General features: G+C 54.3%; 9 protein-coding genes. 5 read left to right on the top strand and 4 right to left on the bottom strand.

Annotated features, from left to right (window positions below; genetic code table 11):
* Nucleotides 1–20 precede the first annotated feature (20 nt).
* Nucleotides 21–353: a nucleotide pyrophosphohydrolase gene (locus FH871_RS00955; protein WP_138989472.1), complete on the bottom strand. Its 333-nt coding sequence runs from the start codon at nucleotides 351–353 to the stop codon at nucleotides 21–23.
* A gap of 195 nt (nucleotides 354–548) precedes the next feature.
* On the opposite strand from FH871_RS00955, the gene FH871_RS00950 reads away from it, so the two are divergent.
* The 5 genes from FH871_RS00950 (at nucleotide 549) to FH871_RS00930 (ending at nucleotide 8,733) form a co-directional block, all read left to right on the top strand.
* Nucleotides 549–1,160 (top strand): RNA polymerase sigma factor, encoded by a 612-nt coding sequence (locus FH871_RS00950; RefSeq protein WP_138989471.1) that lies wholly within the window; start codon nucleotides 549–551, stop codon nucleotides 1,158–1,160.
* An 85-nt stretch (nucleotides 1,161–1,245) separates the two neighbouring features.
* Entirely contained in the window at nucleotides 1,246–2,271 is a 1,026-nt protein-coding gene (locus FH871_RS00945) for a FecR family protein (protein WP_138989470.1), read from the top strand.
* Nucleotides 2,264–5,863, top strand: a complete 3,600-nt coding sequence (locus FH871_RS00940; protein WP_229316917.1) for a SusC/RagA family TonB-linked outer membrane protein — start codon at nucleotides 2,264–2,266, stop codon at nucleotides 5,861–5,863. The genes FH871_RS00945 and FH871_RS00940 overlap by 8 nt, the downstream gene beginning before the upstream one ends.
* A 12-nt stretch (nucleotides 5,864–5,875) precedes the next feature.
* A complete protein-coding gene (locus tag FH871_RS00935; protein ID WP_138989469.1) occupies nucleotides 5,876–7,318 on the top strand; it encodes a RagB/SusD family nutrient uptake outer membrane protein in 1,443 nt (480 codons plus the stop codon).
* A 146-nt stretch (nucleotides 7,319–7,464) separates the two neighbouring features.
* A complete protein-coding gene (locus FH871_RS00930; RefSeq protein WP_138989468.1) occupies nucleotides 7,465–8,733 on the top strand; it encodes a twin-arginine translocation signal domain-containing protein in 1,269 nt (422 codons plus the stop codon).
* Between the two features lie 171 nt (nucleotides 8,734–8,904).
* Here FH871_RS00930 and FH871_RS00925 read toward each other — a convergent pair whose 3' ends face one another.
* The 3 genes from FH871_RS00925 to FH871_RS00915 all read right to left on the bottom strand — a co-directional run bounded on the left by FH871_RS00925 (nucleotide 8,905) and on the right by FH871_RS00915 (nucleotide 14,952).
* Nucleotides 8,905–9,747 carry an endonuclease/exonuclease/phosphatase family protein gene (locus FH871_RS00925; protein ID WP_138989467.1) on the bottom strand — a complete coding sequence of 281 codons (843 nt, stop codon included), beginning with the start codon at nucleotides 9,745–9,747 and terminating at the stop codon, nucleotides 8,905–8,907.
* 116 nt (nucleotides 9,748–9,863) lie between these two features.
* Complete coding sequence (locus FH871_RS00920; protein WP_138989466.1) at nucleotides 9,864–11,636, bottom strand: RagB/SusD family nutrient uptake outer membrane protein; 1,773 nt, start codon at nucleotides 11,634–11,636, stop codon at nucleotides 9,864–9,866.
* A 19-nt stretch (nucleotides 11,637–11,655) separates the two neighbouring features.
* The gene (locus FH871_RS00915; protein ID WP_138989465.1) at nucleotides 11,656–14,952 is read right to left on the bottom strand and encodes a TonB-dependent receptor; all 3,297 of its coding nucleotides are present in this window, start codon (nucleotides 14,950–14,952) and stop codon (nucleotides 11,656–11,658) included.
* Nucleotides 14,953–15,425: the final 473 nt, after the last annotated feature.

The following is a 15,425-nucleotide window of genomic DNA, read 5'->3' as shown; positions in this document are numbered from 1 at the left end:
CCGGAAAACCGGCCGGATGCCTAGCCTTGCCGCAACTTCTCATTTTCGAGGTGCCGGCTTGCATCCCGGCTGGTTTTCTTTTCCATATTTTTTTGAAATGCTGCCGTTAGGTCAACACCGGTTTGGTTAGCGAGGCAGATTAGTACCCACAGGACATCAGCCATTTCGTCGCCGAGATCCTTGTCTTTGTCGGATTCTTTTTCCGATTGTTCGCCATACCGGCGGGCGATGATCCGGGCCACTTCGCCGACTTCTTCGGAGAGCATGGCCATATTGGTGAGTTCGTTAAAGTAGCGGACACCGATGGTTTTAATCCATTCATCGACCGTGTCCTGGGCTTCGCGTAGTGTCATAAGAGGAGCAGGCAACACCCCAGAAGTGCAGGACCGTCGTTGCGATGGAAAGCCTGTCCGGAGCATTGCCTGCAAATCTAGGCGTTTTTAAGCAAGACGCCCAACGCAAATTTATCCGTAAATAATACCAAATTTTGCAGGAATCGGTTAAGTTTGCTCCTCTTCTGCCTTTGCAGCTTAGTTTGCACACGACTGATGAACGCCCGCCCCGACACCTCGAACGACCTGATGCACTGGAATGCTTTCCGGGAGGGAAGTGAGTCGGCTTTTGCGGCTTTGTATTCGGCACATTACCGGCATCTGATCAACTACGGTCGGCGGTTTGGGGCTGATCAGGCCACCGCCGAGGATGCCATTCACGACGTGTTCATCGACTTGTGGAAGTATCGCCAGACGCTGACGCAACCACAATCCGTTCAATCCTATTTGCTGAAAGCATTCCGCAACCGATTGGTGACCCAACTCGCCGAGCGACAGCGCCGGTTTGCCGAAACTGATGTGGAAGAACAATTCGGTTTGTTACCGGTCGAGCCTTCGGCCGAAGACCGGCTGCTGGAAGACAAACTGAATCAGGAACAGCACGAACACATTCAGAGTGCTCTCACGACCTTGTCGCCCCGGCAGCAGGAAATCCTGTATTTGCGGTATTTCACGGATCTGAGTTACGATGACATCTGCGCCGTGATGGGCATCACCTACAACACCGCCCGGACGCAATTGTACCAGGCCCTGACCGCCCTTCGCAAACGTCTGCAGACCAACTGGCCGGTTTTACTGCTCCTGCTGGGACTGTTGATGAATCGCTGATTCATTTTTTTACAAATTTTTCCTCCGTTCATACTACAAAGCCTCCGGTTTCTGCTCTTACCGTTAATTGATCCTTCAATACGGCATGAAACCGCAGGAATACTACGCTACCTTTGAAACCATTGACCTTGCCCGGGACCCCGATTTCCAGGCGTGGGTAGTGGCACCAACGTCAGAAACGAATCAGTTCTGGGAGTCGGTGAAAGCCCTCTATCCACAGCAGCAAAGCACCATCGAGCAGGCCCGGTTGCTGGTGATGGGTCTGGAGTCTACCTGGCAGGAACTGCCCGAAAGTGCCGTAGTGGAGTCTTTTCAACGACTCCGACAGAAACAGCTTGCCCAGCAACCCGAACCGAAGCGGCTGTTTTTCAGACCGGTTTTTTACCGGTATGCGGCTGCCGTCACCCTGCTGTTGCTAGCCGGCCTGGGTTGGTGGCTGTATGAAGGGGCCACTTCGCCGGTTGAGTACAAAACCGCTTACGGTCAGATTCAGACGGTGACGCTGCCGGATGGTTCGGTCGTGACGCTGAATGCCAATTCCATTTTGCAAATGTCGGGCGACTGGCAGACCGAAGGGCGCCGGGAGGTACATCTAACGGGTGAAGCATTCTTTGACGTTAGCAAAAAACCGTTGGGAAAACGCATGCCGTTCGTGGTGCATACGGGTGCTGCCGATGTGGTGGTGTTGGGCACGCGATTCAACGTAAACACCCGCCGGACCCGCACGCAGGTGGTCTTGCAGGAAGGCAAGGTGAAGCTGGCATTGCAGCAACAACCCGATGTGCTGATGCAGCCGGGTGATCTGGTGGAAACGACGGGCGGCAAAACCGCCCTGCGCCGGGAGCGGGTCGATGCCGGGCGCTATGTGGCCTGGCGCGACAATTTGCTGGTGCTGGAAGAGGAACGTCTGGCCGAAATTGTCCAGCGATTGAATGATGAGTACGGACTCACCGTCTCAATTACCAACAAAAACCTGCTCAATGAACCCTTTACGGGATCGGTACCGGCCAACAAACCGGAGTTATTGATTCGGCTGATTGCCGAAACCTTTCGCTTGCGAATTGATAAACAGGACAATCAAATCGTTTTATCCAATTACAAAAATGAATAAATCCCTACCAACCCGAATCCGACTGGCGATTTTGGGCCTGTGGTGTCTGACGACCACGGCTGAAGCGCAGATGCTGGCATCGAACACGATTCCCCGGCATCCCCATTTGATACAGGAATTTCCCCGGAATGCTCGAAACGGCAATCCAACGGTCCGGTCGCTGAGTGATGTGCTGCGCGACCTGGAGAAAAAGTATGGCATCAAGTTCGCTTTTCAACGGAAAACCCTGCGCGACAAAACCGTGAGCCTGCCGTTGCCCGCTACGGCCGACCGGGAAGCGGTTCTGAAAGCGGTTTTGAAACCCAACAACCTGACTTTCCGCAAAGTCGATGATTATTATTATGTGATCGTGGACGCGGAGGAGGCCACGAGCCGACTGGCTCCGTTTGTCGCACCCCTGGAAAACAGCCAACTGGTGCAGTCGCGGCCGGGAACCATACCGGATGAACGCCTGGATCTTGCTGTTACATCGGCCCTGCTGATGCGGCAACCGATGGAAGTCACCATTCAGGAGCGCCGGGTGACGGGCCGCGTCACGGCGGAGGAAAATGCCGACGGTTTGCCGGGGGTCAGTGTGGCGCTGAAAGGTACCACCCGCGGTACGACGACCGACGCATCCGGTAATTTTGCCTTTTCGGTACCGACGGAAGGCGGAACGCTGGTGTTCAGCTTCATCGGGTATCTGACGCAGGAAATTCCGCTGGGCAGCCAGTCGACGGTCAACATAACGCTGAAACCGTCGGATCAGACGTTGAATGAAGTGGTGGTGGTGGGGTATGGAACGCAGCAAAAGCGGGATGTAACCGGGTCGATTGCGTCGATCAGTACCAAAAATATCAAGGATCAGCCGGTTCCGAACATTGTCGAAGGCTTGACGGGCCGGTTGCCGGGCGTGTTGATTCAGCAAAATACCGGTGCGCCGGGCAACAGTCCGTCCATTAAAATCCGGGGGCTGGGGTCGATCAGTGCCGGCAATGGTCCGTTGGTTGTCATCGACGGGCAACCGCTGAACTCGGGCGATCTGGCCAACGGCGGAGGATTGAACCTGCTGAACCCGAACGATATCGATAAGATTGACATCCTGAAAGATGCGTCGGCGACGGCTATTTACGGTTCGCGGGGCGCCAACGGGGTGGTGGTCGTCACGACCAAACGTGGGAAATCGGGTCAGGCGCGGGTAAATTTCGATTATTACACCGGCGTTCAGCAGATTACCAAAAAAATGGACATGCTGAATTCCCAGCAGTTTGCCGAGTTTTCCAAAGAAGCCTTCAATAATGCCTACCTCCAGCGGGTGCCTGGTGCCACCATTACCGATCCCAACAGCGCCCGTCCGGCTGGTCAGCGGTATCGGTATCCACGCGGGGAATTTGCCGGGGTCAATTTCGATGATCCGGGCAGTCTGCAGACCTACGATTACCAAGATATGATTTTTCAGAATGCGCCCATCAGCAGCTACCAGTTGACGGCTTCGGGGGGCAGCGAGAAAGTGCAATACATGGTGTCGGGCAATTACCTGAAGCAGGATGGCGTCGTCAAACGTTCGGGGATCGACCGGTACACTGTCCGGACCAACATCGATGCCGAGATTACCTCGTACCTGAAAATGGGGATCAGCCTGAGTCCGTCTTTTTCGGTGGAAGACCGGGTCAATACCGACGGTCACTGGGCCAGCAACGGGGTGATCAATGCCGCATTGAGTTTGCCGCCTTTCATTCCGATCTACCAGCCGGGAACGTCGGTGTATAACTCTCAGGCTTTTTACGCAGCTCCCTACGACTGGCCGGGCATAACCAACCCGGTTGCCAACATCTTCGAAATCGATAACAAACTGCGGACTACGCGTCTGTTGGGCAACGCCTATGCCGAGGTAAAACTGCCATTGGGCATCCTGTATCGGGGTACTATTGGTGGCGATGTGCGGCATGCGCGGCAGAACTACTACCAGACCTCAGCGCTGCCGCTGAATCAATTGTTGCCGCCGACTGCCAACTCAGCCTATGCGGAAAACCTCCAGGAGTTGAACTGGGTGACCAACCATACCTTAAACTATACCAAGCAAATCGGCGAAACACACCGGTTCGAAGTGCTGGTGGGTTTGGAAAGCCAGAAGAATGATTTCGAACGCAGCCGGATCGATGCCAACAACTTCCCGAATGACCTGGTTCGGACGGTGAATGCGGGCACGATTATCGGAACCCAGGCGGGCCGCAACTTCCGGGATCAGTGGTCGCTGGCGTCGTATTTCGGCCGGGTTGCTTACTCTTTCAAAGACCGTTATCTGCTCAATGCGTCTTTCCGGCGCGATGGCTCATCACGGTTTGGCATGAACAGCCGCTGGGGTACGTTCCCCTCCGCTTCGGTGGGCTGGCGCGTATCGGAAGAGTCCTTCCTGAAAAACAACCGCGTCATTTCGGAATTGAAACTCAAGGCCAGCTACGGGATTTCGGGAAACAATGCCTTTACCAGCAACTACCCGTCGCTGGGGCTGTTGGGCCCGGACAATTACGTGCTGGGTAACGCACTGGCCAACGGTCTGGCGGTCAGCTCCATCGGGAACGACAACCTGACGTGGGAGAAAAGCCGGCAAACCGACATCGGGCTTGAACTGGGCGTGCTCAGTAACCGGATTTTCCTGACGGTGGATTACTACAAACGCATCACGACCGATTTGTTGCTGGCCGTGCAGGTTCCGACCCTGACCGGTTTTTCATCAGCCGTCAGAAACATTGGTAAAGTTGAGAACAAAGGGCTTGAAGTAGCCTTGAACACCCGAAACCTGACGGGCGCCTTTAGCTGGACGACGGATCTGAATTTCTCGTTTAACCGCAATAAAGTGCTGGCACTCGGACCCACCGGCGACCCCATCCGCAGCGGTACGGGGGTTGGTGAGTCGAACATCACCATGATTGGCCAACCGTTGGGCAGCTTCTTCGGCTATCGGCAAATCGGCGTATTCCGCGATCGGGCCGACCTGGATTCGTATCCCCATTTTGCCGATTCGCAACCGGGTGATGTCAAATTCGAAGACGTAAACGGTGACGGAAAAGTGGACGCCAACGACCGGACGCTGATTGGCAATAACCAGCCGGATTTCATTTACGGTATGACCAATACATTCAGTTTCAAAGGATTCGATCTGGGGATTGTGGTCCAGGGCGTTCAGGGGTCGACCATTCTGAATCTGTCCCGCCGGTTTTATGAAAACCTCGAAGGAAATGCCAACTCCCTGACCACAGCACTCAACCGCTGGCGGTCACCGGAACAACCCGGCGATGGCACCACGCCCCGCGCCAACACGCGTACGACGGGGAACAACAACGCCATTTCGTCGCGCTGGGTCGAAGATGCCAGTTACTTCCGCATCCGGAACATTACGCTGGGCTACAACATCCCGAAAACGCTCATCCAGCGTGTGAAGGTGCAAAGTCTGCGGTTGTATGGCGGGGTGCAGAACGCCCTGACGATCTCGAAATACCTGGGCTACAATCCGGAAGTGAGCGGGTATGAAGGTCCGCTGACCGGCGGAGTCGATTACGGCAGCTACCCGCTGGCCCGTACCTACACGATTGGCGTAAACATTGGTCTTTAATCTCACTCTTCCATGAAACGGAACTATTTGTATATCACCTTTTTGAGCCTTGTGTTGACAAGCTGTAAGGACGAGTTTCTAGCCTTGTCGCCCATTTCACAGGCCAGTACGGCGACGTTTTACCGAACCGGTTCTGACCTGCTGAATGCCCTGAACGGAGCCTACGGGGCTTTGCAGTCCAACGGTCAGTATGGTCAGTATTACGTGGTGGCGGAAATACCGTCCGACGATACCCGCCCGGTATTATCCGGTTCGGTAACGGATCAGGACGAGTTCGATAAATTTTACATGCGGACCACCAATCCTTTCGTGGCCACCCGCTGGAGCGACGGCTACCGGGGCATCTACCGCTGCAACGCCATCATCGACCGGAGCGCGGGGGTGACCATGAACGAAGACCAGAAAAAACGCATCGTCGGCGAAGCGAAATTTTTGCGCGCGCTGATGTATTTCAACCTCGTCCGGGTTTTTGGCGATGTCCCGCTGGTGGTTCAGGAAGTGGTCGACCCACAGGAAGGCTATAATTACGGACGCACACCGGTTGCGGAAGTGTATGCGCAGATTATTCAGGATTTAACGGATGCGGAAGGGGTTTTGGACGTTAGTTATACTGGAGCCAATGTGGGCCGGGCCACGCGCGGAGCGGCCAAATCGTTGTTGGGAAAAGTATATCTGACCCAACGGCGGTATGCCGAAGCCGCGGCCAAACTGAAAGAGGTGATCGACGCCGGAACGTATGATTTACTGCCCAGCTACGCCAGTGTTTTCCAGGCATCCGGGAAAAACCACCGGGAGTCCATTTTTGATGTCCAGTATAAAAAAGGTAGCATCGGCGAGGGCAGCGGTTTTGCCAATGCCTATGCGCCCGAAAACTCGGGCAACGCGGTGATTCAGTTTGGGGGTGGGGGCAACAACCAGCCCACGGCCGATCTGATCGCGGCTTATGAACCCGGTGATTTGCGGAAAGATGTGTCGCTGGCCACCAGTTACACCAATGCCAGTGGGGTGCGGGTGGATTATAATTTTGTTCGCAAATACCGCGATGCGCCCGTTATTTCCGGCGATTCGGAAGACAACTGGCCCGTTTTGCGGTATGCGGATGTCTTGCTGATGTACGCCGAAGCGCTGAATGAAACCGGCAATACGGCCCAGGCCCTGCCCTTCCTGAACCGCATCCGGCAACGCGCCGGACTGGCCGCCAAAACCGCCACCGATGCCGGAACACAAGCCGCGATGCGGTTGGCCCTGGAACAGGAACGGCGGGTGGAGCTGGCTTTCGAAGGCCATCGCTGGTTCGACCTGGTGCGCACGGGCCGGGCGCTGCCGGTGCTGAGGGCCAAGGCAACGGCCATTGGCATCCAGACGAATTTGACTGAAAATAACCTGGTGTTTGCCATTCCGCAGAGCCAGATCGACATCAACCCGACAAAAATTACCCAGAATCCGGGGTATTGATTGGATGTGAGAAGAGATGAGACAAAAGAAGTGAGACAAAATAATACGCTCACCTCTTTTGTCTCATCTCTTTGTTCCAGCCAGTAGATTATTGACCATCAGCGGCTTTGGGTGTTTGAATCATCAGCACCGCGAGCCGCTTTCGTATGCATCGACGCAATTTTTTGAAGACAACCGCCGTGGCGGGTTTAAGCGGACTGACGTTCGGGCAGATTGCCGGACAACCGCTGGAGGTTCCGGTTCGGGCTCTGACGAAAGGCCCCGGTTTTCACTGGTTTGGCTATTACGACAAACGGCAATTCGATCCGTCGAACCGCTACGTGCTGGGCATGAAAGTCGGTTTCGAAGGACGTTCGCCGGTGGGCGATGATGTCATCAAAATTGGCCTGATCGATTTGCAGAAAAACGATTCCTGGACGGAGTTGGGCGAAAGCCGGGCGTGGGGCTGGCAGCAGGGCTGCATGTTGCAGTGGGTGCCGGGTTCGGCGTCGGAAGTGATCTGGAACGACCGCGTGGGCAATCAGTATGTCAGCCACATCGTCGATGTGTTCACCCGCAAAAAACGGACGTTGCCGATGGCGGTGTACGCCCTGAGCCCGGATGGGAACTGGGCCATTGGCACGGAGTTTAGCCGGATTCAGGATCTGCGGCCCGGCTACGGTTATGCCGGAATTCGTGATCCGTATTACGATGTCAAGGCACCCAAAGAAATTGGTCTGTATCGGATGGATTTAAAAACCGGGGCAACCCAACTGCTTCTGTCGCTGGCCGACGCGGCTTCCATTCCGCACAACGGCGCATCGGTAGAGGATAATTTTCACTGGTTCAATCACTTACTGGTCAATACGGACGGAACCCGGCTGACGTTTCTGCACCGCTGGCGGGCTAAACGCGAAGACCGGCAGGTGATGGCCCGGACCAACTTCGTTACCCGGATGTTTACGATGAATCCCGACGGCACCGACCGCTTCATCATCGATCCCTCTGGTTTTACGTCGCATTTCATCTGGCGCGATCCGACCACCATCTGTGCCTTTACAAAACCGGAAGGCCAGCCGCAGTCGTTCTATTTGCTGGGTGATAAAACCGGAAAAATAGAGCCGATCAAGTCCGACAAAATGCCCGTCAACGGCCATCAGACGTATGTGCCGGGACGGAATAACGAATGGCTGTTGAACGACAACTACGCCAATGCCAAAAGCCGGAATCAGACGCCCTACCTCTATCACCTGCCCACCGACCGGCGGATCGACCTCGGGCATTTTCCGGCGGGGGAGAGCTATGTGGCCGAGTGGCGTTGCGATCTGCACCCCCGCACGAGCAACGACGGCAACTTCGTCTGCATCGACTCCACCCACGGCGGCAATGGACGGCAATTCTACCTGCTGGATTTACGGGCGGTTTGGAAGGGATAGAAAGGAATGTAAAATAATGTAAAATGACAAATGATGAACGCCAAATGTAAAAGTGGTGTGCGCTTAGCTCCTAACTTTTACATTTGGCGTTCATCATTTTAAATTTCTAATTCCCTTTTTTTACACGTTAAACGAAAGCCCCCGGCATGTCTATCGTAGCGATCGTCCAGGTTAGCGGATAATGGCCTTGATCACAACCGGCTGATGGTCGGAAGGATACCGTTGGTCTTTGGCGTCGGTCAAAACGCCGTATTTCAGCACGTCGATGCCTTTTTTGACGAAAATATAATCGATGCGGTTTTTCATCGGCGCGTCGAACTTGAAGCTGTTGAAGGTACCGACGGGGCCGTAGGGCGGCTGGGCTGTGGCCTTATACGAATCGCTCAGGATCGTTTCAATGGCTTTCACCTGCTCGGTTTCGGGCGTCGAGTTCAGGTCGCCCACCAGCACGACGGGTTCATCTTTCGCGATTTCCTTTATTCTCTGCACCATCAGTTTGCCGGACTCCTGCCGGGCTTTCACGCCCTGGTGGTCGAAGTGAACGCTGAAAAAGTAGAACTTCTTTTTCGTGGTTTTATCCCGAAACTGTGCCCATGAGCAGATGCGGTTGCAGCAGGTGGCATCCCAGCCTTTGCCGGGTTTGTCGGGCGTTTCGCTCAGCCAGAAATTGCCGGATTTCAGGATTTCGAAGCGGTCTTTTTTGTAGAAAATGGCCGAATGTTCCCCCGCCTGTTGCCCATCATCGCGACCGGCACCAAAAAAGGCGAATTCGGGCAGTTCAGCAATGCCGTCCAATTGATCCCGCAGGGCTTCCTGGGTGCCAAAAATATCAAATTCGTGGAAACGGATCAGGGCTTTGACCTCTTCCTTCCGGTTGGGCCAGGCGTTGATGCCGTCATTTTTGGTGTTGTAGCGGATGTTGTAGGTGGCAATGGTAATCGGCGTGTCTTTCTGGGAAAAACCGTCTTGAGTGATTAGAAAGGTGCAAAGCAGGAGTAGGATTGTTTGTTTCATGTTTTGAGGATTGGTTTTAAAAGACTGTTACACAGAGTTAATCAGAGGATATCAGGGTTAATCAGAGTTTTTCTCTGTGTATCTCTGATGTCCTCTGATTAACCCTGTGTACTAACTCACCACCCCGGATTCTGGCCGATGGCCGGGTTCAGCAGCCGGTCGTTTTCCGGGATGGGGTAGAGGTAATATTTGTCATTCCACTTCCGTGGAATGTTGCTCAGCCACGTCAGTTCGCCCGAGGTGTCGTTCGACAACCGCTGCGGATTCGGAACGCCATTGACGGTTTCAGCGACGTTGATGTAGGTGACGCCCGCCAGTTGCGTCGCCGGTTTCACTTTGTAGAACACCACGTCGTTTTTGCCGTCTTCGTTCAAATCCATCGGTTTGTCGAGGGCCGGGACGTAAAAACCGTTCCAGACCTGCTCCATCAACTCACCGCGTTTCCAGCGAATCAGATCCGGAAAACGGAAGCCTTCCAGCGCCAGTTCGATACCCCGTTCGCGCCGGATTTCCAGCAGCGAAGGATCCGAAATGCCTGGAAAATAGTTGGCTTGCAGGTACGGATCGGCCACGGTTGGTTTGGCCGTTAAACCGCCCGTAATACCGGCCCGCTTCCGCAACGCACCCACGGTTTTGGTCCAGTCAGCATCCGTAAAGGTACCGAGTTCCGCTTTGGCTTCGGCATAATTGAGCAAAATTTCGGCATACCGCATGATCGAAATTGAATTGTCGTTCCGGGTTCCGCCGTCGGCGTAGGTGTCGTCGAGCGTCCATTTGATCGGCATATACCCGGTATAGGTGTACGAGAAAACCGGGGGGGCGGGTTCCACCGCTCCGCCATTGACGCGGGTGTAATTACCTGACCGGATGGTTTGGGGCAGTCGTTTGTCACGCCCTTTCACTTCTTCCATAAACGTCAGGGTTTTATACCCGGCTTTGCTGGTAAACGGCGTTCCGTCGAGGTTCAGATACGTATTGACAAACGTCCGGGTCAGGCTGACACGGGCACCGTAGGTCGCACTGGTCCACCACCAGTTGGCATCGTTAAAAACGCTTAACGCCGGATCGACAACGGCCGATAACATGATTTCATTCGTTACGGGCGTTTTGTTGATGAACAATTGCCGGTACGATTTGTCGGTGCCACCGGCTTCGTTCAGCGAAAAACCGCCGTCTTTCATCACCGCTTCGGAAGCCGCAACGGATTCCGTCAGCCACTTTTCGGCGGTGCTTTCGAGTTTATACGACGTCTGGTATTTCCGGAATGTGCCTTCAAACAGACAGATTCGGGATTTGTAACCGTTGGCGACGGATTTGGTAATGAGCGTACGCGAGTTGTCGGAAGTCGTGCGGATGTTTTGCGTCGCGTAAGTCAAATCGGCCAGCACCGAATCCATCACCATCACGCGCGAATCCCGGCCTTTGTACAAATCCTGATCCGACACCCCCATCGCCTTGTTGATCCAGGGGACATCCCCAAACCGCTTCACTTTATCGAAATAAAACAGGGCGCGGAAAAAACGGGCGACTCCGATGTAATGCCGCCGGACGTCGGCCGGAATGGCGGGATTGGTCGCGTTTTCGATGAAATAATTGATGTTTCGCAAAGCCGTCCAGGACCAGCCGGAACTTTGACGCGGTCCGTAAGCTCCGTCGCGAATCAAATCCGGCACCTGCGTCCGGGCCGCAAAATCGGCCATTTCGTCGCTCCGAATGATGTCGTTGGCTGTTGGCAGGTTATCGTAAAACGAATTGGCGTATAATTCCAGTCCTCGTTCACTGCTGAAAACGGAGTTCTTAGAGGCCGTAGATTCCGGAATCTGCTCCAGTTCGCTGCATCCGGCGAAAAGCAGACCGGCCAGAAGAAGTCCTATGTGTTGTAATTTCATGGTGTTGCTGGTTGTAAGATTAAAAAGTAACGGACAGACCCATCGTGAAACTCTTCAGAATCGGGTAATTGTGGCCGTTTCCGCTTGATCCGTTGGTCAGTACGCGGTCCGATTCCGTCGCACTTTCCACGTCCAGATCTTTCGTGCGTTTGTAGAGCGCGGCCCACGTCAGGACATTTTCGGCCGACACAAACACCCGGGCGCTGCTCATACCGGCTTTGCTGATGAGCAGTTTCGGCAGGCTGTAGCCCAGTTGAACGTTTTTCAGCCGCAGGTAAGCCAGGCTCTGGAGGTACTTGGTTTGCTCCTGGCGCAGTTCACCCGCACCGTTCTGGGCTACGTAACCCCGGGGCCGGGGCAAGTAGGCATTCGGGTTAGCTTCCGACCACATGTTGTCGAGGTGCCAGGTCGGAATCCGGTTGTAGGGGCGGTTGTAAGCTCCCCAGAATGTGCCGGCCTCTGCACCCGGCCACCAGTCCTGTTTGCCAACGCCCTGAAAGAAAGCCGAGAAGAAGAAATTGTTCCAGTCGGCGTTCAGCATAATTCCGTAGGTGTAACGGGGTGTCGAGTTGCCGATGATGGTTTTGTCCCCCGGTTTGTCCACGGTATTGTCACCCGGATCGATCACGCCGTCGCCGTTGATGTCCCGGAATTTGATGTCACCCGGCAGCAACTGGTTGGTGTTGGAGGCTTTGAACAGCGTCTGCTTGGCGGAGTTTTTGATGTCGTCGGCGGAGGTGAAAAAGCCTTCGGTTGTATAGCCCCAGATTTCGCCCACAGTCTGCCCGGCGTAATAATCCGTCAGCCGTCTGTTGGGGTTGTTGTACTTGTCGATCTTCGCCGTATAATCGGCCATCGTCAGCCGGACTTCGTAGCCGAACGGTTTGCCGCCCACGTTGGCCTTATCCCGCCAGGCCAGAACCGCTTCCCAGCCTTTGGTGGTCAGGTCGGCGTAGTTTCCTTTTGGCACGTCGGTTCCAAAAACGGCGGGCAGCGTCATGCCAACCGTAAACATATCCGTCGTTTTCCGGACGTAAGCATCTGCCGTCAGCGTCAGGCGGTTGTTCAACATACCCAGATCAACACCCAGATCGGCGGTGGTGGACGTTTCCCAGGTCAGCCCGTCGGGAATGACACTCGGCTGACCGGTTTTCTGGGGCCGCACGCCGTTCAGAATCCGCCCTGACTGCGAAATGGAAAATTTTTCCTGGAAAGCATAGGAAGCGATCGTACCATTGCCCAGTGAACCGTAGGAACCTCTGATTTTCAGGTCAGAAATCAACTTTGGCGACACTTTCCAGAAAGGCTCGTTGGCCACGCGCCAGCCCGCCGAAACCGAGGGGAAGAAGGCATACCGCTGGCCGGACGGAAACTTGGAAGATCCGTCGTAGCGGCCATTCACCTCCAGCAGATAGCGGTCTTTGTACGAATAATTCAGCCGGTAAAAACCGCCGACAATCGCCCATTTTTCCATGCCCCCAGCGGTGGTGATGGCCTGCCCCAGGGCCAGGTTGATGTCCTGGGCATCTTCATAAATCAACCCATTCCGAACGGCTTCCAACCGGCGGTAATTCGAGGTTTCGTAGTTGTAGCCCACCAGTGCTTTCACGTAGTGGTTCGCGTTGATTTTGGGTTCGTATTCGGCGTAGAGGTTGGTTGCGGTATAGAGCGTTTCCCGGAAAATATTCTGAAGGTCGTTGGTATTGACGCCAACGTATTCGATCACACCCGGTTTGCGGCTATACGGCACCGGAACGCGGGTGCGGTATTCGTTATCATCGGTGTTCTGAAATGTGAAGTTCCCATTCACCCGAAACTGGTTGTCGAAGAAGTTGGTGGCAAAGTCGGCGGTGTTCCGAAACACGCGCTTGTCCATATCGATGCCGTTTTTGCCGTACCAGAAATCGCCGACGGTGTAAGCCGCTGAATACGAAAGCGTTCCGTCCGGGTTGAACATCGGCGACATGTTGTGGCCTTCGTCCGAGATGTTCCGCCAGATGCTGCCCCCTTCGCCGACGTTCAGCGGGTTATGGTATTTCATGGACGAAAAGTCGGCGTTATTCGACACTTTCAACCACGGAAACACCTGAATCGATCCTTTGGCGCGTAAGCTAATGATCTTGTAATCATCGGAATTATACCGGAATAACCCCTCCTGGTTGTAATACCGCCCGGTTACGTAGAAGTCGGCTTTGCCGCTGCTTCCCGATACCGACAAATTGTGCTCCGTGGCGCTGTTCTGCTTCTTATACAGTTCTTTGTACCAGTCGGTGCTGTGGTAATAAACGTACTCGCCCGTGGCCGGATCGACTTCGGTGCGGGGCAGGCTCGGATCGTTGTTGCGCCGTTCGAGTTCCGCCAGATAGGCCTGCGAGAACCGCACGGTTTTGTTGACGTTCTGGGGCGTTTGCGAGTAGTCGTTCCAGGCCGACCAGCTCTCGTTGAACATTTTGGCAAACGTGTAACCGTTCGTTACGAAATCCGGCACGCTCGTCGGGCTTTTGATCGAATGGTTTAGCGAATAGGTGACGCTGGTGCGGTCTTTGGTCGGGCTTTTGGTCGTAATCAGCACCACACCAAACGCACCCCGGGCGCCGTAGATGGCCGCCGAAGCCGCATCTTTCAGCACCGAAACCGTGGCAACATCGTTCGGATTAAGCCGGCTCGGGTCGCCTTCCACCCCGTCGATCAGCACCAGCGCACTGCCGCCCTGACCAATGGAGGTGGTTCCCCGGATGTTATACGAGGGTGATTGGGTCGGTTTTCCATCGCCCATTTTCAGGTTCAGGTTCGGAATCGTACCCTGCAATCCTTGTGTAAGGTTGGGCAGCGACCGGTTTTCGAGCACTTCGCTCGTCACCTGATCGACGGCACCCGTGAGGTTTACTTTTTTCTGCGTTCCGTAGCCCACCACCACGATTTCGTTCAGCGTTTTGGTATCCGGTTTCAGCGCAACGTTCAGGCTGGTACGGTTGCCCACCGCCACTTCCTGCGATTCGTAGCCCACAAAACTGAACACGAGCACCGCGTCGGTGTTCGGAACAACCAGTCGGTAGGAGCCATCGGCACTGGTCGTGGTTCCTTTGGTCGTTCCTTTCAGCACGACGCTGACGCCCGGTATTCCCTCGCCTTTTTCGCCTTCCGTTACGCGTCCTTCGATGTTGACATCAGCGGGAGCCGGTTTTTCCACCGCTTTCCGGTCCGACACCGATCGGTTTTGCCCGCCAAAGGCGAGCGTCGTCTGGCTGTAACCCGAAGCCAGACAACCGGTCAGCAGCAGGGTCAGCAGACCGGTTTTTCGTATGCGTTTTTTCATAAAATGGATAGATAAAAAATTGGTTAGTTTGTTTCTGCAACGGTTGAACGATCCGGTGAAATCAAAGGAACAGAGCCCGACACTTCATCGGCGATCGGGATTACGGTACTGATAATTAGACACCAGAATTGTGTGATTAAAAAAAGACTTTCTTAGATTATTTTACTCTATGCAATCACCTGATTTGATAATAAGATTACCATGTGGTCTTAACATGTACCCATTGTGGGTTCGCTTAGGAAGGGTTTAGTAGCAGGAATCACAAACTAGTGCGTTAGTTTTCGGCCGTAATTGAATTACGGTGTCTTCTGTCCGGATATTTGAGCCTTTAAGACCTCCGGGTCGACGGTTTCAATTCGGCTGCGAAGAAAGGGGAAAATTGAATTTTACTTATGCTGAAGCGAGTTAACAAATTGTGATTTTCATTCTATAAATAGTCAAGAAAAATTCACGTAGACACGTTCAGTCGGCTA

The sequence above is a fragment of the Larkinella sp. C7 genome (assembly GCF_006149005.1).
Classification (GTDB): Bacteria; Bacteroidota; Bacteroidia; order Cytophagales; family Spirosomataceae; genus Larkinella.
This window is presented reverse-complemented; position numbering and strand designations above follow the sequence as displayed.

What these genes read in the sequence shown, in the direction of transcription:
- FH871_RS00955 (WP_138989472.1), bottom strand. Translation starts at nt 353, where the DNA reads ATGACACTACGCGAAGCCCAGGACACGGTCGATGAATGGATTAAAACC.
- FH871_RS00950 (WP_138989471.1), top strand. Translation starts at nt 549, where the DNA reads ATGAACGCCCGCCCCGACACCTCGAACGACCTGATGCACTGGAATGCT.
- FH871_RS00945 (WP_138989470.1), top strand. Translation starts at nt 1,246, where the DNA reads ATGAAACCGCAGGAATACTACGCTACCTTTGAAACCATTGACCTTGCC.
- FH871_RS00940 (WP_229316917.1), top strand. Translation starts at nt 2,264, where the DNA reads ATGAATAAATCCCTACCAACCCGAATCCGACTGGCGATTTTGGGCCTG.
- FH871_RS00935 (WP_138989469.1), top strand. Translation starts at nt 5,876, where the DNA reads ATGAAACGGAACTATTTGTATATCACCTTTTTGAGCCTTGTGTTGACA.
- FH871_RS00930 (WP_138989468.1), top strand. Translation starts at nt 7,465, where the DNA reads ATGCATCGACGCAATTTTTTGAAGACAACCGCCGTGGCGGGTTTAAGC.
- FH871_RS00925 (WP_138989467.1), bottom strand. Translation starts at nt 9,747, where the DNA reads ATGAAACAAACAATCCTACTCCTGCTTTGCACCTTTCTAATCACTCAA.
- FH871_RS00920 (WP_138989466.1), bottom strand. Translation starts at nt 11,636, where the DNA reads ATGAAATTACAACACATAGGACTTCTTCTGGCCGGTCTGCTTTTCGCC.
- FH871_RS00915 (WP_138989465.1), bottom strand. Translation starts at nt 14,952, where the DNA reads ATGAAAAAACGCATACGAAAAACCGGTCTGCTGACCCTGCTGCTGACC.